Source organism: Nonomuraea sp. NPDC050733 (assembly GCF_040654215.1).
GTDB lineage: Bacteria > Actinomycetota > Actinomycetes > Streptosporangiales > Streptosporangiaceae > Nonomuraea.
Genome location: NZ_JBFAHO010000004.1, coordinates 186,956 through 204,125, shown reverse-complemented (window position 1 = coordinate 204,125; position 17,170 = coordinate 186,956). Strand labels below are relative to the sequence as shown.

General features: G+C 74.4%; 14 protein-coding genes. 9 read left to right on the top strand and 5 right to left on the bottom strand.

The features are described 5' to 3' along the window. Positions 1-32: 32 nt before the first annotated feature. Entirely contained in the window at positions 33-197 is a 165-nt protein-coding gene (locus tag AB0H64_RS10560; protein WP_357622576.1) for a hypothetical protein, read from the bottom strand. A 299-nt stretch (positions 198-496) separates the two neighbouring features. On the opposite strand from AB0H64_RS10560, the gene AB0H64_RS10555 reads away from it, so the two are divergent. Next, entirely contained in the window at positions 497-2,389 is a 1,893-nt protein-coding gene (locus AB0H64_RS10555; protein ID WP_357622574.1) for an ABC transporter ATP-binding protein, read from the top strand. Beyond that, positions 2,386-3,294, top strand: a complete 909-nt coding sequence (locus AB0H64_RS10550; RefSeq protein WP_357622573.1) for a MauE/DoxX family redox-associated membrane protein — start codon at positions 2,386-2,388, stop codon at positions 3,292-3,294. Before AB0H64_RS10555 ends, AB0H64_RS10550 begins: the two co-directional genes overlap by 4 nt. Before the next feature lie 26 nt (positions 3,295-3,320). Here AB0H64_RS10550 and AB0H64_RS10545 read toward each other — a convergent pair whose 3' ends face one another. The 3 genes from AB0H64_RS10545 to AB0H64_RS10535 form a co-directional block, all read right to left on the bottom strand. Next, on the bottom strand, positions 3,321-4,877 hold the full coding sequence (locus AB0H64_RS10545) for a phospholipase D-like domain-containing protein (RefSeq protein ID WP_357622571.1): 1,557 nt from the start codon (positions 4,875-4,877) through the stop codon (positions 3,321-3,323). Positions 4,878-4,887: 10 nt separating this feature from the next. Continuing rightward, complete coding sequence (locus tag AB0H64_RS10540; protein WP_357622569.1) at positions 4,888-7,218, bottom strand: xanthine dehydrogenase family protein molybdopterin-binding subunit; 2,331 nt, start codon at positions 7,216-7,218, stop codon at positions 4,888-4,890. Positions 7,219-7,311: 93 nt separating this feature from the next. Further along, on the bottom strand, positions 7,312-7,710 hold the full coding sequence (locus AB0H64_RS10535; protein ID WP_357622567.1) for a DUF1992 domain-containing protein: 399 nt from the start codon (positions 7,708-7,710) through the stop codon (positions 7,312-7,314). Between the two features lie 111 nt (positions 7,711-7,821). Between AB0H64_RS10535 and AB0H64_RS10530 the strand changes: the two genes are divergently transcribed. From AB0H64_RS10530 to AB0H64_RS10500, 7 genes are all read left to right on the top strand, one after another. Next, positions 7,822-8,421 (top strand): sulfite oxidase-like oxidoreductase, encoded by a 600-nt coding sequence (locus tag AB0H64_RS10530; RefSeq protein WP_357622566.1) that lies wholly within the window; start codon positions 7,822-7,824, stop codon positions 8,419-8,421. Positions 8,422-8,444: 23 nt separating this feature from the next. After that, positions 8,445-9,161 carry a ferredoxin reductase gene (locus AB0H64_RS10525; protein ID WP_357622564.1) on the top strand — a complete coding sequence of 239 codons (717 nt, stop codon included), beginning with the start codon at positions 8,445-8,447 and terminating at the stop codon, positions 9,159-9,161. Positions 9,162-9,182: 21 nt separating this feature from the next. Then, a complete protein-coding gene (locus AB0H64_RS10520; RefSeq protein WP_310707880.1) occupies positions 9,183-9,449 on the top strand; it encodes a DUF6510 family protein in 267 nt (88 codons plus the stop codon). Between the two features lie 149 nt (positions 9,450-9,598). Next, positions 9,599-11,008, top strand: coding sequence for an LCP family protein (locus AB0H64_RS10515; protein ID WP_357622562.1), 1,410 nt, complete (start codon positions 9,599-9,601; stop codon positions 11,006-11,008). 444 nt (positions 11,009-11,452) lie between these two features. Then, a complete protein-coding gene (locus tag AB0H64_RS10510) occupies positions 11,453-12,730 on the top strand; it encodes an FAD-dependent monooxygenase (RefSeq protein ID WP_357622560.1) in 1,278 nt (425 codons plus the stop codon). A 39-nt stretch (positions 12,731-12,769) separates the two neighbouring features. Then, a complete protein-coding gene (locus AB0H64_RS10505) occupies positions 12,770-15,523 on the top strand; it encodes a LuxR C-terminal-related transcriptional regulator (protein ID WP_357622559.1) in 2,754 nt (917 codons plus the stop codon). Positions 15,524-15,576: 53 nt separating this feature from the next. Further along, positions 15,577-16,482: an alpha/beta fold hydrolase gene (locus tag AB0H64_RS10500; protein ID WP_357622558.1), complete on the top strand. Its 906-nt coding sequence runs from the start codon at positions 15,577-15,579 to the stop codon at positions 16,480-16,482. Positions 16,483-16,566: 84 nt separating this feature from the next. Here the strand turns inward: AB0H64_RS10500 and AB0H64_RS10495 are convergent, their stop codons facing one another. Beyond that, entirely contained in the window at positions 16,567-17,163 is a 597-nt protein-coding gene (locus AB0H64_RS10495) for a TetR/AcrR family transcriptional regulator (RefSeq protein ID WP_357622556.1), read from the bottom strand. Positions 17,164-17,170: the final 7 nt, after the last annotated feature.

The following is a 17,170-nucleotide window of genomic DNA, read 5'->3' as shown; positions in this document are numbered from 1 at the left end:
CCGCGTGGCCGTGAGCGGGTTACCGGACGGAGCTACACGATGGACGGGCAGCAGGGGAAGCTGCTGCAGACCGTGCGCTTGCAGGTGTTGACGCAGGCCTGGGGGCCGTGGAGCAGCTTGCCCAGCTCACCTTCGAAGTCGACCACGAGGTCTTCGAACTCGAGGACGCCGGCGTCGCGGGGCTCAAGGGCCAGCACGGACATGGGGGCTCCTTCCTTGGCCGTCGATGGACGGCCGCTGTAGGGATCTGAGCCTCGGGATGACGCTGGTAAGCGCCTTTTCCCGTGCCCTGTGCGCCGCCGAGAATCGTGTTCACCACCAAGGCGACGCACAAACGGTCGCATTATGGGCATATATCCGGATGCATGTCCAGAGGTAACTCGGATCGCCAAAAATGCATTTACTTCGACCTTTACAGTGCCTCGATGGTCACTTAGATTGACTCCGTGATTCGGGGAACTCCGCCGTGCCGGCTGTCACGAGAGGGCCTCCCCGCGTGAGGCTGTGGCGCAGGCGGGGGCCCGGCGTCCCGGACGACAGGTCCGGGCTGGTGGTCGCCTACTGGGAGAGCCACGACGAGCATCTCCTGACCACGACGCTCGGCACCATCGCCCGCCGCCTCCCCTCGCTCGTCGCCGCCGCTCTGCGGCTGGCCTGGCAGGCGAGCCGCCGGGACACGGCGGTGGCCGTGGCGGGCAGCCTCGCGGCCGGCGTGTTCACGGTCTTCGGCCTGGTGGCGACCTCCGAGGTGCTCGCCTCCCTGTTCGCCGCCGGGCCCACCCCTGAGCGGGTGCGGGCCGCGCTGCCCTCGCTGCTGCTCGTCGCCGCCGCGGCCGGGCTGCGCGGCGCGCTGCTGACGGCCGCGGGCTGGGCGCAGGCCCGGCTGAAGCCGCTGGTCGAACGGCTCGCGGAGACCAGGCTGTTCGAGCTGACCACCCGCGTCGACCTCACCGCGTTCGACGACCACGACTTCCACAACGGGATGCGGCGCGCCCGCGACAGCGGCGTGCCCGACAGCGCGACCGTGGTCGAGACGGCCATCGCCGTGCTCACCGCCGCCGTCGGCGTGCTGGCCTCCGCCGCCGCGCTCGGCCTGCTGCACCCGGTCCTCATGCCGCTGCTGCTGGTCACGGCCGTGCCCGCCGGCTGGGCGGCCGTGCGCGCCGCCCGCCTCGGCTACCAGGGGTTCTACCGGCTCTCCGCCGCGCGGCGGCGCAAGTTCATGCTGTCCGACCTGATGGCCGAGCGGCTGCCCGCGGCCGAGGTGCGGGCCTACGGGCTGCGCGACTTCCTGCTCGGCCAGTACGCCAAGGTGGCGGACCTGGAGCAGGAGGTGCAGCTCGACGTGGCCCGCCGGCGCACCGCCGCCAAGGCGGCCGGCGACCTGCTGACCGGGGTCGCCACGGCCGGCGTGTACGTGGCCCTCGGCGCGCTGCTCGCGGCCGGGATCGTCCCGCTGGCGGTGGCCGGGGCGGCGGTGCTCGCCGTCAGGACCGGCCAGGGCTCGCTGACGGGCCTGGTCCAGGCCATGAACCGGCTGTACGAGGCCGGCCTGTACTTCGGCGACTACCTGGCCTTCCGCGAGCTGGCCGAGGACCGCGTCGCCCGCACGGACGGCACGCTCCCGCCCGCGCCGTTCCGCCGGCTGACCGCCGACGACGTGACCTTCACCTACCCGGGAGCCGGCCGCCCCGCGCTGTCGGGCGTCAGCGTGACCGTGAACCGCGGCGAGGTCGTCGCCCTCGTCGGCGAGAACGGCTCGGGCAAGACCACGCTGGCCAAGCTCCTGGCCGGGCTCTACCGGCCGGACCAGGGCGCGATCCGCTGGGACGGCGCCGACCTCGGCACGCTCGACGCCGACGCGCTGCGCCGGCACGTCTCCGTGATCGCCCAGGACCACACGCGCTGGCCGCTCACCGTCCGGGAGAACATCGTCATGGGCGAGCCCGTGGACGAGCACCGGCTGGCCGCCGCCGCGGAGGCGTCGGGCGCGCACGAGGTGGTGTCCGCGCTGCCGGACGGGTACGACGCCCTGCTCGACCGCCGCTTCCGCGGAGGGCACGACCTGTCGGGCGGACAGTGGCAGCGCATCGCCGTGGCGCGCGGCTTCTACCGCGACGCGGCGCTGGTCATCTTCGACGAGCCCACCTCGGCGCTGGACGCGCGGGCCGAGCACGCCCTGTTCGAGCGGATCAGGAAGCACGCCGACGGCCGTACGATCGTGCTCATCACCCACCGGCTGGCCAGCGTCCGCTACGCCGACCGGGTCTACGTGCTCGACCACGGGCGCGTGGCCGAGCACGGCACACACGAGGAGCTGATGGCACGCGACGGGCTCTACGCCGACCTCTACGAGCTGCAGGCGTCCGCCTACCAGGGGGTTCCGTGATCGTCCTCGCGTCCGCGTACCTGGCGGTGGCGGCGGTGCTGCTGGGGGCGGCCCTCGGCAAGGTCCGCGACGTGCGCGGGTTCGCGGCGACCATCGACGGCTACCGGGTGCTGCCCGCCCCGCTGGCCCTGCCCGCGGCGGTGACCGTGCTGGCCGTCGAGGTGGGGGCCGCGGCGCTGCTGCTGGCGCCGGGCCTGCGCCGGTGGGGGGCCGTGGTCGCGGCGCTGCTGTTCGCGGCGTTCCTCGCGGCGATGGGCTCGGTGCTGCGGCGCGGGCTGCGCGTCGGCTGCGGCTGCTTCGGCGGCCGGGACCTGGTCGGGCCCGGGACGATGGTGCGGACGGGGGTGCTCCTGGCGCTGGCGCTCATGGCGGTCGCGGCGGGGCCGTCGCCGTTCGCGCCGGCTCAGGTCGCGGTGGCCGCCGCGCTGCTCGGGCTGGCGTTCGTGCTCCCGATCCTGCTGCCCGGTGCCGGACGACACGGCTCGTCCGGGGTGCGTACCGACACGTCCGGTCGTACCCACACCACCGGACGGATCGAGCACGGGCCGCGGCCCGGTACGCCGTTCGCGCTGGAAGGGGCGCCGGAGCGGGCCTCGGACCGGGTCCTGTACGCGCTGGTCTCGCCCGGGTGCGGGCTGTGCACCACGATGCTCCCCCACTTCGTGGCCATGGCCGCCCGGATGGAGGTCGTCCTGGTCACCGCGGCGCCCAAGGACGGGGCCGACGGGTTGGACGGGCTGCCCCGGGTGGTGGACCCGGACGTGTACGAGCGCAACGACATCCCGTGGCCGCCGTACGCGGTCGTCACGGACCGCCACGGCGTCGTCCTCGCCGCCGGAGGCACGTCCGAGCCGGCGCAGCTCCAGGCCGTCCTGGACAGCGCCGCGTCCGCCCGTCCCGCCTGACGGGCGGGCGGGCGTACGAACAGCCGTCAGAAGCGGCGGGAGCGGCGCATGTCCGAGGGACGGCCGTCCGGGTCGACCGCGACCCGGTACAGCGGCATGGCCAGCAGCTTGCGCACCCGCCCCAGCTCCGGCGCCGAGTGCGGCCGCAGGCGGCCCGGCGGACGCGGGCCCCGGCGCCCGCCCCGGTGCCAGGCGTCCAGGCGCCGCGCCGACTGCGCCAACGCCTCGAAGGCCGCCTCCGGGTCGCACAGGTCGTCCATGTCGTCCGGGTCGCGGTCCAGGTGCTCGGCGGCCAGCGTGAGCCGCAGCTCCCGGGCGAACCTGCGGCCACCGGCCGGCGGACGCGGGTCGAGCTCCTCGTCCACGACCGCGCAGCTCAGCTCCGAGTCGTACGTCCACGACCGCAGGTTGACGTTGTCGGACCCGACCGTCGCCCACACGTCGTCCACCACGCAGACCTTGGCGTGGACGTAGACCGGGGTGCCCGCGTGGTTCTCCAGGTCGTACACCGCGACCCGGTCGCCGCCCGCCTGCTTCAGCCGGCGCAGCGCCTCGCTGCGGCCGATGAGGCTGGCCGGGCCGGCCAGCCAGCCGTCCTGGTCGGGATGGCGCGGCACCACGATGACCATGCGGAGCTCTTCCTCGCGCTCCAGCGCCTCGGCGAACGGCTCGATCACCTCGGTGGACCACAGGTACTGGTCCTCCAGGTACACGAGCGAGCGGGCCCTGCGCAGGACCTTCTGGTAGGCGCGGGCGACGCTCCGCTCGCCGCGCGGGGCGAACGGGTACGGGCGGCGCCGGTGCGGGTAGGTCCGCAGGAGCTGCACCGCGTGCGTCCCCGCCGGTCCGGGAGCCGGGCCTGGCGGCGGCAGCGCGGGCACGTCGTCCATCCGCTCCAGATGGTCGCGCAGCCGCCTGAACGGCTGCCGCGTCTCGGGGGCCGGGTCCTCCCACCGCTCGCGGAACACGGTCTCCACCTCCGCGACGGCCGGCCCGTGGATCGCCACCTGCACGTCGTGCCACGGCGGGCTGTCGCCGTACACGTCCGGCATGGGCGCGGCCTGCGGATCGCCGTGGTGGGCGGCGTCGTCGCGGCGGCTGTGGCACAGGTCGACGCCGCCGAGGAACGCCACATCGTGGTCAGGGTCGTCGTGTCGCCGGATGACGACGAACTTCTGGTGGTGCGCGCCGCCGGGCCGTACCCGGGTGTCGAGCACGGCCTGGCCGCCGGCCGCCTCCAGCTTCTCGCCCAGGTGCCGGTTCTCCTCGGCGCTGAAGCGCAGCGCGTCCAGGTGCGAGCGCCAGATCAGCCCGTTGACCAGAGCTCCCCTGGCGGCCGCACCCGACAGCGCGTCGGAGATCTGCGGCCCGCCGTCGGCGAGCCGCTCGTCGGGGTCGCCGCGCCAGTCGGCGAACAGCACCAGGTCGTGCGCCCGCACGCTGTCCAGGCACGCCCTTAAGTCGGCGAAGTAGGTCGCCCCGTGGATGAGGGGACGCACCAGGTTGCCCGTGGTCCAGGCGCCCAGCCGGGTGGCCGGGTTGTCGCGTTCGTCCTCGGTGAGGAACCAGTCCGCGAAGTCCATTCGGCTACGGCTACCCGGTGGACGTGCGCGCATGCGTCAGCAGCGTCCACAGCCGCTCGGGCGTCAGCGGCGTGACTGTGATCTCGCCGGCGACCTCCGGCAGGGCGGCGGCGACCGCGTTGCCGATGGCGGCGGGCGGCCCGATGGTGCCGGCCTCGCCGACGCCCTTCATGCCCCCGGGCGTGATGGGCGAGGGCGTCACCAGCGTCGCCAGCTCGATCGCGGGCACCTCCCTGGTCGTGGGCAGCAGGTAGTCGATGACCGGCTGGCCGTCGGCGGTGTAGACGACCTCCTCGGTCAGGGCCATGCCGATGCCCTGCGCGATGCCGCCGCTGAGCTGGCCCTCGACGATGGCCGGGTTCACCAGCACACCGGCGTCGTTGACCGCCCAGTAGCCCTCCACCTCGACCGCACCGGTCTCCGGGTCCACCGCCACGGCGGCGGCGTGGGCGCCGTAGGCGTAGGTGTAGGCGGCCGGGTCGTAGACGGCCCGCTCCTCCAGGCCGGGCGACGCGCCCTCGGGCAGGTCCCAGCCGCGCCACGCCGACGTGGCGACCTCCCGCAGCGTCAGCGAGGCGCGCGGGTCGCCCTTCACCCGGACGGCACCGTCAGCGATCTCCAGGTCCTCCGGCGCGGCCTCCAGCCGGTGCGCGGCGATGGTCAGGATCTTGTCCCGCAGCCGGGCCGCGGCCTGGACCAGCGCTCCCCCGCCGACGGCGAGCGCCCGGCTGGCGATGGAGCCGATCGGCGAGTAGGGCGTCGCCGCGGTGTCGCCCAGCACCACCCGGACCCGGCCGGGATCGACGCCCATCCGGTCGGCGGCGAGCTGGGCCAGCGTCGTCTCGATGCCCTGCCCGATCGCGGCCACGCCGCAGGCGACGACGACCGAGGCGTCCGGCTCCATGCGCAGCACCGCGATCTCGTACCCGCCGGCCTGCTGCCCCGCGGCCTTCATGTCCTGCGACGGCCCCAGCCCGGTCGCCTCCACGTGGCACGAGAACCCGACGCCCCGCCGGCGCCCGTCGCCGTCGGGGAACACCCTGACCATGTCCCTGAGCGTGCGCAGGGCGCGCGGGTAGTCACCCGAGTCGTACGGCTGCCAGATCCGCGTCACGCACGGCAGCTCCTCCGGCCCGAGCAGGTTGCGCAGGCGCAGCTCCACCGGGTCGAGACCGAGCCGCCGCGCCGCCTCGTCGATCAGCCGCTCCCGCGTGTACGTCGCCTCCGGCTGGCCGAAGCCCCGGTACGAGCCGGTCGGCGTGGTCGTCGTGACGACGCCGCGCAGCCGTACCCCTGCCCGGTCGAAGCGGTACGGGCCGGGCAGCATGATGGCGGTCACCGCGAACGGCGAGATGCCGACGTTCGACGGGTGCGCCCCGAGGTCGCCGACGATGTCGGCGTGCAGCGCCACGAACCGGCCGTCGGCGTCCAGCGCCAGCCGCGCCCGGTGGACGGCGGCCCGGGCCGGCAGGGTGGCGACCAGCCGGTCGCCGGGCGACTCGGTCCAGCGCACGGGCCGGCCGCTCAGGCGCATGGCGGCCAGGCAGACCAGCGTCTCATCGGGGTAGATGTGCTCCTTGCCGCCGAACCCGCCGCCGGTGTCGCCGCTGACGACGCGCACCCGGTCGTGGGTGAGCCCGAGCGCGTCGGCGGCGTGGTCGCGCACGTGGTGCGGCGCCTGCGTCGAGGTGCGGATCGTCAGCTCCCCGTCGGTGAACGTGGCGACGAGCGCGCGCGGCTCCATCGGGTACGGCGACGCCCTGCCGTACCGGAAGGCCAGCTCCACCACGTGCTCGGCGCCGGCGATGGCCTCCTCGCAGTCGGCGTCGCCGAGGACCGAGTCGGTGACCAGGTTGGAGCCCCAGTCGGGGTGGAGGAGAGGGGCGTCCGGCTCCATCGCCCGCTCCACGCCGACGACCGGGGGCAGCTCGTCCAGGTCGAGGTCCAGCAGGGCGGCGGCGTCGGCGGCGGCCTCGGGCGTCTCGGCGACGACCACGGCGAGCGGCTGGCCCACGTACCGGATGGTCTCCTCCAGGACCGGGTAGGAGGTGTCGCGCTGCCCGGCGGCGAGCGTCACGCACGGCAGCCGCACGTCGACGGCGTCGGCGGGCGTGATGACGTCGAGCACGCCCTCGACCGTCCACGCGGCCTTGGCGTCGCAGCCGGTCAGCCGCCCGTGCGCGATGGGGCTGCGCACGACGACGGCGTGGGCCGTCCCGGGCAGCCGCACGTTGCCGGCGTACCTGGCCCGGCCGGTCAGCAGCCGGGCGTCCTCCCGGCGCGGCGCCCGCGCGCCCACCTGCCCGCCCGTGACCCCATCAGTGACGGCACCATCGCTCATGGCCTGATTGTGAGCGCCGTCCCCCGGCGGGTCCATACACGACGCGCCCAGCGGGACGCGCGCTCACTGGGAGGCGTGCTCGGCGGGACGCGCTCAGTGGGAGGCGCGCCACTCCGCGGCGACGCGCTCCACGTCGAACGGCAGCAGGTTGAGCGGCGGGCCGGACAGGCCGGTGCGGATGGCCTCGCGGATCCTCGCGTTGACCTCCTCGACGATCTGCCGCGCCTCGCGCTCGGAGCGGGCGGCGCGGGCCTCGGCCAGCGCCTCCTCGGCGTCCTTGCGCAGGGCAAGCGTCGGCGGCAGCGGCATGGACAGGCCCTCGCTGCGCAGCTTCTGCTTGATCCACCACATGTCGTCGTGCGGCTTGTCGAGGTCGGGCAGCGGCTTGCCCTTGCCCGGCAGGTCGTCGAACTCGCCCCGCTCCTCCGCCTCGCGGATCTGCCGGTCGATCCACGACTCGAAGTTGACTCCGTACGGCTTGCGGTCGCTCAAGATGCGGCTCCCCGGATGACGACGGCCCTCGTTCCAGGCTACGTGCCCCGTGGGGATCATGGACTGGCGCCGTGATGGAATGGCGGGACAGGTGTCATCGAAGGAGGCCCCGTGGCCATCGTCTCGCGCGGCTTTCGCGGCCGCCCCAGAGAGGGCGGCGACCGGCTGCCGCCCGGCCAGTACCTCGTCGAGGACTTCCCCGTGCTGTCGGCCGGGCCGACGCCACGGGTGCCGCTCGACCGGTGGGAGTTCACCATCGACACCGAGGCCGGCGAGACCCACCGCTGGTCGTGGCAGGAGCTCCTGGCGCTGCCGAGCGAGCGGCCGACCGTCGACATCCACTGCGTCACCAAGTGGACCAAGCTCGGCACCGAGTGGGAGGGCGTCTCGCTCGACGTGCTCTTCGAGAACGTGGAGAGCGCCGCCGAGTACGCGCTGGTCCACTCGTACGGCGGCTACACCACCAACCTGCCGGTCGAGGACCTGCTCGACGGCAAGGCGTGGATCGTCCACACCTTCGACGGCGAGGAGCTGGCGCCCGTCCACGGCGGCCCGGCCCGGCTGCTGGTGCCTCATCTGTACTTCTGGAAGTCGGCCAAGTGGGTGCGCGGCATCCGGCTGATGAACGAGGACTGGCCCGGCTTCTGGGAGACGGCCGGGTACCACGACTACGGTGACCCGTGGCGCGAGCAGCGCTACGAGGGCGACTAGTGGGGCGGTCGGCGACCCGCCGCGTGAGCTGGCGGCCCGCCCGGCTGACCGAGGTCCGCGACGAGACGCCCAGCGCCCGCACGCTGCGCTTCGCGGTGCCCGGCTGGTCCGGCCACCTCGCGGGCCAGCACGTGGACGTGCGGCTGACGGCCGACGACGGTTACAGCACGCAGCGCAGCTACTCCCTGGCCGCGCCCTCCGACGGTGAGACGGTCGAGCTGACCGTGGAGAGCGTGCCCGGCGGGGAGGTCTCGCCGTACCTGACCGAGATCATGGAGATCGGCGACGAGGTGGAGCTCCGCGGGCCGGTCGGCGGGTGGTTCGTGTGGCGGCCGGAGAGCGCCGCGCCGGTGCTGCTCGTCGCCGGCGGGTCCGGCATCGTGCCGCTGATGGCGATGCTCCGCGAGCGCCGGCGCGTGGGCAGCCGCGTGCCGTTCCGGCTGCTCTACTCGCTGCGCGGGCCCGGCAGCCGCTACTACGCCGAGGAGCTGCGCCGGCCCGAGCCCGGCGTCGACGTGACCTTCCTCTACACGCGCTCCACGCCCGACCCCTGGCCCCGGCCGGCCGGGCGGGTCATGCTGGACGACCTCGCCGAGGGTGGCTGGCCCTCCTCCTTCGAGCCCGACTGCTACGTGTGCGGCCCGACGGGCTTCGTGGAGGCCGCCGCCGACCTGCTGCTCGCGCTCGGCCACGCCCCCGAGCGCATCCGCACCGAACGCTTCGGCCCCACCGGGGGCTGACCGGACCATCAGGGGACAGGCATGACCGCTGAACACCTCGACGGGAACGCGCTGGCCGGCCCGCTGGCCGAGCTGTTCGCCGTGGACGTCACCGCGGCGACCGGCCGGTGCGCGAGCTGCGGCCTGGCGGGGCCGATAGCCGCGCTGCACGTGTACGGCCCCGAGCCGGGGCTGGTGGGCCGCTGCCCCGGGTGCGAGGAGGTCGTGCTGCGGGTGGTGCGCGGTCCCGGCAGCGCCTGGCTGGACCTGCGCGGCGCCCTGTCGCTCCGGGTGCCGCTGCCGGACTGACCATCAAGCCCGGCCAACCGGATGTTTCGCCATCCTTACGTCACCCATACGTGAGATAAGTACACTCGGCCTGGTTCAACCGGCCGAACATCTGCACCACCAGGCTCCGGCCACGGGCGGTCCCCTCGGCCCCGTCCCTTGGGAGTCATGTGAGCAGCGGGCTTGTCGACGCGCCACCGTCCCCCCCGGCCGGCACGTCCCGGCGCGGCCGGCGGCGCTGGACGCGGTGGGTCCTGGTGGTCGCCGTCACGGTCGTCCTCCTGATCGCGGGCGGCGCGGTCGCCGTGTACGCCCGGCTGACCGGCAACGTCAAGCACACCGACGTGACCTCCGAGGACCTCGGCCCGACCCGTCCGCCGAAGGTCGCGGGCACGGCGCTCAACGTGCTGATCGTCGGCTCCGACCAGCGCAACGGCAAGAACGCCAAGTACGGCCGCGTCGCCGGCGAGCGCACCGACACCATCATGCTCGCCCACCTGTCGTCCGACCGGGGCAACGCGATGGTCGTCAGCTTCCCCCGCGACTCGCTGGTCCAGCTCCCCGCCTGCCGCGCCAAGGACGGCCTGCCCGGCCAGCAGGCCCACCTCGGCATGATCAACGAGTCGTTCAACTCCGGCGGCATCGCCTGCACGTGGCGGACCGTCGAGTCGCTCACCGGCATCCACATCGACCACTTCGTCAAGGTCGACTTCACCGGGTTCAAGGGCATGGTGAACGCCATCGGCGGCGTCGAGGTGTGCCTGCCCGAGGCCGTGAACGACAAGAAGGCCCTGCTCCACCTGCCCGCCGGCCGCCAGAACCTCAACGGCGAGCAGGCGCTCGGCTACGTGCGCGCCCGCTACAGCCTCGGCGACGGCTCCGACATCGGCCGGATCCAGCGGCAGCAGATGTTCATCGCCTCGATGGTCAAGAAGGTGATGAGCGGCGAGACCCTGACCGACCCGGCCAAGCTGCTCGGGTTCCTCGACGCGGGCACCAAGGCCGTCACCACCGACCGCGGCCTCACCCCGTCCGTGATGAAGGACCTGGCGAGCAACCTCCAGGGGCTGAACGCCGGGAAGATCCGCTTCATCACCACGCCCTGGCACTACTCGCTGACCCAGCCCGGCCGGGTCGAATGGGTGCAGCCGCAGGCCGGCAGGCTGTTCCAGATCGTGGCCAAGGACCGCAGCCCGGAGGGCGTCAAGGGCGGCCAGACCAAGGTGGCCCGCTCCAAGGTCCAGATCGAGCTGCGCAACGGCACGTACCGCAGCGGCCTCGGCACCCAGGTGGCCGCCGCCCTCGAACAGCGCGGCTACCACATCACCAAGGTCGGCGACACGGCCCGCAAGCCGTACCCGAAGACCTCGGTCTTCTACTCGCCGAGCGGCGAGACCAGCGTCCCCACGCTGAGCAAGGACCTGCCGGCCGCGACGCCGCGCTCCGTCCCCAAGGCCAGGACGAGCCGGCTGATCCTCGTCATCGGCGACGACTGGAAGGGCCTGAAGCCGCTGCCGCCGGACGACACGGAGGCGATCGCCGGCTTCGACGCCACCCACGACACCTGCGCCGCCACCTGACCCGTCCGGCTCCGCCGCCGCGCCCCAGGCTCCGCACACATGCGCGCGCCCGGCGTCAAGCCGCCTGAAGATCTGGGCGGCGCGACGCCGGGCGCGGTTTGCCCGCCTTTTCCGCTGGAGGGCCTTGCGATTACGGGCGGTGCCTGTGCTTCTGGCTCTGCCGCCTACCAGCACTACGGCGACGGCCCGGCCCGAAGATAACCCCCTTGGGAACTGACGGGAAGGAAGCTAAGGATGCTCACGGCAAACCCCCATTGCCGAATTTCTCTCCTGTCAACGGACCACGCTACCGAGGCGACCTGTGGTCGGACTCAAGCTCTCCTCAACCCCTCAGCGCATCGCTTGAGGGAAAATTATGGATCGGTGGCCGACGCCACCTGACCCGTGCCGCCGAGGTGCAACCGGTCGCCTCATGGCCGCCGAAGACGGGGGCAGGAGGTGGCCATGACCACAGACCATGGCGGTGGGCGGCCCCGGGCCGATGAGGCGTACGACACCGACTGTGTCGTCGTCGGAGGCGGACCGGGGGGCGTCGTGCTCGCGTACCTGCTGGCGCGCGGCGGGGCGCGGGTGACGCTGCTGGAGTCGCACGGTGACTTCAACCGCCGCTTCCGCGGCGACTCGATCGCGCCCGCGGTCCTCGACTACCTGCACACGCTCGGGCTGGCCGACGAGATGCTGAGGACGCTGCCCCACACCGTGGCCGCGGAGTTCGTCTGGCGGGCCGGGGGCCGCGCCTACGTCCTGGCCGACTACCGCCGTGCCAGCCGCCGCCACCCCTACTACGCCCTCATCCCCCAGGCCCGGTTCCTGCCGTTCATGGCGGAGAAGGCCGCCGCCTATCCCGGGTTCGAGCTGCGGATGGGGGCCCGTGTGGGCCGGCTCCTGCGCGAGGGGGACGGCGGCCGGGTGAACGGGGTCGCGTACACGGAGGGCGGCGTCCCGCGCGAGCTGCGGGCCCGCGTGGTGGTGGCCGCCGACGGCCGCAACTCGAAGCTGCGCGGCCTCGGCGGCTTCACGGCGACCGAGCTGGGCGCCGGCCTCGACGTGCTGTGGTACGCGGTGCCGAGGACGCCGGACGACCCGCCCCTGTCGGGCCTGCAGCTGGTCACCGCTCCCGGCGCCTTGCTGGCCGTGCTGAACCAGGACACGAGCTGGCAGCTCGGATACCTGATCGCCGCGGGCAGCCACGGGCGCGTGCGGGAGCGGGGCGTCGGGGCCGTCGTGGAGGCGTTCACGCGGGAGCTGCCGTGGCTGCGCGACCGGCTCTCCTCACTGACCGACGTCAACCAGCTCACGCTGCTCCCGGTGCGGATCACCGCGGTCGACACCTGGTACCGCCCGGGGCTGCTGCTCATCGGCGACGCCGCTCACGTGATCTCCCCGGTCGGGGGGAACGGCATCAACCTCGCCATCGCCGACGCCGCGGCCACCGCCAACGCGCTTCTGCCCTGCCTGCTCGACCCGGCCTCGCCGGCCGCCGTTCTGGACGCGGCCTGCCGCGAGGTCGAGGCCGTCCGCCGCCCGCCGACGGACAGGGAGCAGCGGAGCCAGCGGCGCGCCGAGCGCGCGGCCGCGGCCCGGCTGGCCAAGGGGACGACCGCGCCGCCGTTCCTCTTCCGGCTGTTCGACCGGGTACCGGCGCTGGCCACCCTGAACGGGCGGCAGAACGCGTCGCTCATCCGCGTGCCGTCTCCCCGGGCCGAGATCCTCCGGACGTGACTCAGCACCCCGACATATCGCCGTATAAAGTCCTTTCTCATGCTTTACGGCAGAGCCTCGGAGACCACCGCGATCACCGGCCTCCTCACCTCGGCCGCCGCCGGCGAGGGCGGAGCCCTGGTGCTGCGCGGCGAGGCCGGAGTCGGCAAGTCCGCCCTCCTGTCCCTGGCCGCGTCCCTGGCAGCCTCGCCGGGACCGGGAGACGGACAGGCGATGCGGGTGCTGCGGGCCGGTGGGGTGGAGCCGGAGGCGGATCTGGCCTTCGCCGCGCTGCACCAGCTCCTGCGGCCCCTGACCGGCCTGCTCGACGCGCTCCCCGCGCCGCAGCGTGACGCCGTCGCCGGGGCGCTCGGTCTGGCCGCGCCCAGCTCGGACCGGTTCCTGGTGTCGGCCGGGGTGCTGTCGCTGCTGGCCGAGGCCGCCGTACCGGACGGGCTGCTGTGCCTGGTGGACGACGTGCAGTGGCTCGACCGGGCGTCGGCGGACGCGCTGCTGTTCGCGGCCCGGCGGCTGCGCACCGAGGGCGTCGCGATGCTGCTGGCCGTGCGGGGCGACATGCCCGTGAAAGGGGTGCCGGAGCTGCGGGTGGGCGGACTCGACGCGGCCAGCGCGGGCGACCTGCTCGGGTCGCGGGTGACCGTGACGCTCGGGTCCGATGCCGGGGTCGCGCCGGCCGTACGGGATCGGCTGGTGGCGCTGTCGGGCGGCAACCCGCTCGTGCTGAGAGAGACGGCGGCGCGGCTGACGGCAGGACAGCTCGCGGGAAGCGCGCCCCTGCCGGACCCGCTGCCGGGGGGCGAGCAGCTCTTCGGCGACCAGGTGGCGGGGCTGGGCGAGCCGGCCCGCCTGGTGCTGCTGGCCGCCTCGCTGGAGAGCGACCTCGACGTCGTCCTGCGCGCCGCGTCCCGTCTGACCGGCGAGCTCCCCGACCCCGGGAACGGGCTGGCGGAGGCGGAGGCGGCCGGCCTGATGACGGTGGAGGGCACGCGGGTGCGGTTCCGGCATCCGCTGGTCCGGTCGGCGGTCCACGCGTGGGCCGGTTCGGCGCGGCTGCGGCAGGCGCACGCGGTCCTCGCGGCGTTGGTCGAGGGTGACAGGCGAGCGTGGCACCTGGCCGCCGCCGCCCTGGCGCCGGACGAGGAGGTGGCGGCCGCCCTCGCCGCGTCGGCCGGGCGGGCACGGGCGCGCGGCGGGTACGGCGACGCGGCCACCGCCCTGGCCCGGTCCGCCGAGCTCACCCCTGACCCCGGCCGCCGCGCCGGGCGTCTGGTGGAGGCCGCCACGGCCGCCTGGCTCGCCGGCCGCCCAGGACAGGCCCAGACCCACCTCGCGGAGGCCCGCGAACTCGCCGAAACCCTTCCAGGGCATCCCACGGACCCCGACGGCACCCCGTACGAGACCGGGCGACCGGCGTCCCAGGGCGGGGTGCGGCCGGTGGCGGGGCTGCTCGGGGAGATCGCGCGGTTGCGGGGCCGGTTCGAGCTGAACGGGGGCGACGCGGCCGAGGCCGTGCGCATCCTGGGCGCCGGTGACTCGCTGGAGGCGCTGGCCGACGCGTCCGAGGCGGCCGGCTACGTGGGCGACGTGGACGCCATCGTGAAGCTGGGACGCCGGGCACGGGCCCACCCCAGAGGCTTCCTGCGCGACGCCGTGGCCGGCGTCGGCGCCATGCTCGACCCCGGCGCCGACGACGGCGAGGAGCTGCTGCGGGCGGCGCTGGCCCGTACCGGGGAGCTGCGGGAGGCCGCCGAGTTCCTGTGGGCGTGCGCGGCGGCCAGCTACCTCGGCGAGGCCGACGTGTCGGCCGAGCTGGCCGGCCGGGCGGGCGCCGTGGCCAGGATGTCGGGCATCGCTGGGCAGCTCCCGGTCGTGCTGGAGTTCGTCTCGACGGCCGAGCGCATCAGGGGCCGGCTGGCGGAGAGCGCCGCCATCGCCGAGGAGGGCCTGGCCCTGGCCCAGGAGGCCGGCTACACGAACTCGGTCGGCGCTCACCTGGCGAACCTCGCCGTCGTGGCCGCTCTGCGCGGCGAGGAGGAGAGGTGCCGGCGCCACGCCGCCGAGGCCCTGGCCATCGCGATCCCGCACCGGGTCGGCCTGCGGGCGGCCGTCGCCGCGTACGCGCTGGCCATGCTGGACCTCGGGCTCGGCAGGTTCGAGGCCGCGCACGCCCGGTTCGTGTCGATCACCACGGCGGGGCCGGGCGCGGGGCATCCGACCGTGGTGTGGCGTTCCACCCCGGACCGGGTGGAGGCGGCCGTTGCGGCGGGAGAGCCGGAGGCGGCCCGCGCGGCGGTCGAGGGGCTGGAGCGGTGGGCGGCCGGCGCCACGACCCCTGAGTCGAGGGCGCTGCTCGCCCGGTGCCGCGCGCTGGCCGGGGGCGGCGACGAGCTGTTCGAGGAGGCGCTGCGCCTGCACGGGGAGCCGTTCGAGGGGGCGCGCACGGCCCTGCTGTACGGCGAGCGGCTGCGCCGTGCGCAACGCCCCGGACAGGCGCGGGCGCACCTCCGGGAGGCGATGGAGACGTTCCGGCGGCTGGGCGCCGAGCCGTGGGCGCGGCGGGCGCACGGCGAGCTGCGGGCGGCGGGCGAGACGGCGGCCCGGCCGGAGAGCGACGCGCTCGGGGCGCTCACGCCGCAGGAGCTGCGCATCGCGCGGCTGGTCGCGGCCGGCGCGTCGAGCAGGGAGGTGGCCGCCCAGCTCTTCCTCAGCCCGCGCACCGTCGAGTACCACCTGTACAAGGTGTATCCGAAGCTGGGCATCACCTCACGTACTGAGCTGGCCCGGCTGCTGTGAAGCCCAGTAGTCCTACGGAAGGCGTACGGGCGCCGGTGCGACAGAGTTGCGGCATGCAAACGAACCTGATCGACATCGACGGCGTCCAGCTCCACACCGAGGAGTTCGGCGACCCGGCACACACTCCGATCCTGCTGGTGATGGGCTCCATGTCGCAGGGCGTCCTGTGGCCCGACGCGTTGGTGGGGCGGCTCGCGGCCGGCGGCCGGCGGGTGATCCGCTACGACCACCGCGACACGGGCCGCTCGTCCGTCTTCGATTTCGCCACGCAGCCGTACACATGGGACGACATCAAGGACGACGTGCTGCGGGTCATGGACGCGTACGGGCTGGAGAGCGCGCACCTCGTCTGCCACTCGGCGGGCGGGCTGCTCGGCCAGTTCATCGCGGTCCAGCATCCCGAGCGGGTGCGCACGCTGACCGTGATCGGCTCCTCCCCGCTCGGCGGGCACGAGGGAGCGGTGATCATGCGGGCGCTCATGGGCGAGCCGCAGCCGGAGGGCAGCCTGCCGCCGCCCAGGCCCGAGTTCGTCGACCACTTCCGGAAGGTGATCGCGAGCCCGCCGCCCGCGAGCCGGCGCGAGCAGATCGACCGGATGATCGAGGAGGCGCGGGTGCTGCACGGCACCGCCCTGCCGTTCGACGAGGACGCCGAGCGGCGGCTCCAGGAGCGCATCTTCGAGCGGGCGCGCGACCTCGCCGCCGTCGCGAATCACCGGCTGGCCGCGGCCGCCAAGCCCGATTTCGAGCCGGAGGGCGTGCTGCACCAGGTGAAGGCGCCGACGCTGGTGGTCGAGGGCACGCACGAGCCGGCCAAGCCGGGCCACGGCGCGATCATCGCGGAGCAGATCCCGGGGGCGCGGCTGCTCATGGTCGAGGGCATGGGGCACACCCTTCCGCCCGAGACGCACGAGGAGCTGGCCGGCGCCATCCTCGCCCACACCGCCACCCGGACATGACCCCGGCGAGGCGCGGCCCGGACCACGGTCCGGGCCGCGAGCCGGGACCCCGGCCGCGGCGGCGCGGGGCGCGTGGCAGGTGCCTCAGCTCGCGAACGCCGACAGGGCGGCGAGCGCGTCCACGACCTGGCGGGCGTCGGGCGTGCTCTCCGGGTCGAGCAGCCACTGGAGCATGAGGCCGTCGGAGACCGCGATGAGCACGGACACCAGCGCCTCGGGCGCGACCGGCGGTTCCCCGCCCGCCTCGGCGCCGGCCCGCCGGAGCATGTCGGCACCCGCCTGGCGGGCCCGCGCGTAGGCCCCCGCCAGCTTCTCCCGCAGCGCGTCCTCGCGCAGCGCCGCCGGGTACCCCTCCACGCACACCACGAGCAGGGGCCGCAGCTCCTCGAAAACGTCGACCAGGGCGACCATGGCGCGCTCCAGCATCTCGCGCGGCGTGCCGGCCCCGGCGCCGAAGATCGCCTCCTCCACCCGGTCGGTCCACCGCTCGAAGCCGCCGATGATGGCCTCGTTGAGCAGCGCGTCCTTGCCGCCGAAGTGGTAGCCGATGGACGCGAGGTTGGTGCCGGACGCCGCGACCAGGTCGCGGGCGGTCGTGCGGGCGTAGCCCTTGTCGCGCAGGCAGCTCACCGCGGCGGCCAGCAGTCGTTCCCGGTATCCGCCGGCCTCTGTTCGTGACACGGGATCC

Coding starts and splice junctions, on each gene's coding strand:
- AB0H64_RS10500 (WP_357622558.1), top strand. CDS start 15,577: ATGCAAACGAACCTGATCGACATCGACGGCGTCCAGCTCCACACCGAG.
- AB0H64_RS10510 (WP_357622560.1), top strand. CDS start 11,453: ATGACCACAGACCATGGCGGTGGGCGGCCCCGGGCCGATGAGGCGTAC.
- AB0H64_RS10545 (WP_357622571.1), bottom strand. CDS start 4,877: ATGGACTTCGCGGACTGGTTCCTCACCGAGGACGAACGCGACAACCCG.
- AB0H64_RS10520 (WP_310707880.1), top strand. CDS start 9,183: ATGACCGCTGAACACCTCGACGGGAACGCGCTGGCCGGCCCGCTGGCC.
- AB0H64_RS10540 (WP_357622569.1), bottom strand. CDS start 7,218: ATGAGCGATGGTGCCGTCACTGATGGGGTCACGGGCGGGCAGGTGGGC.
- AB0H64_RS10505 (WP_357622559.1), top strand. CDS start 12,770: ATGCTTTACGGCAGAGCCTCGGAGACCACCGCGATCACCGGCCTCCTC.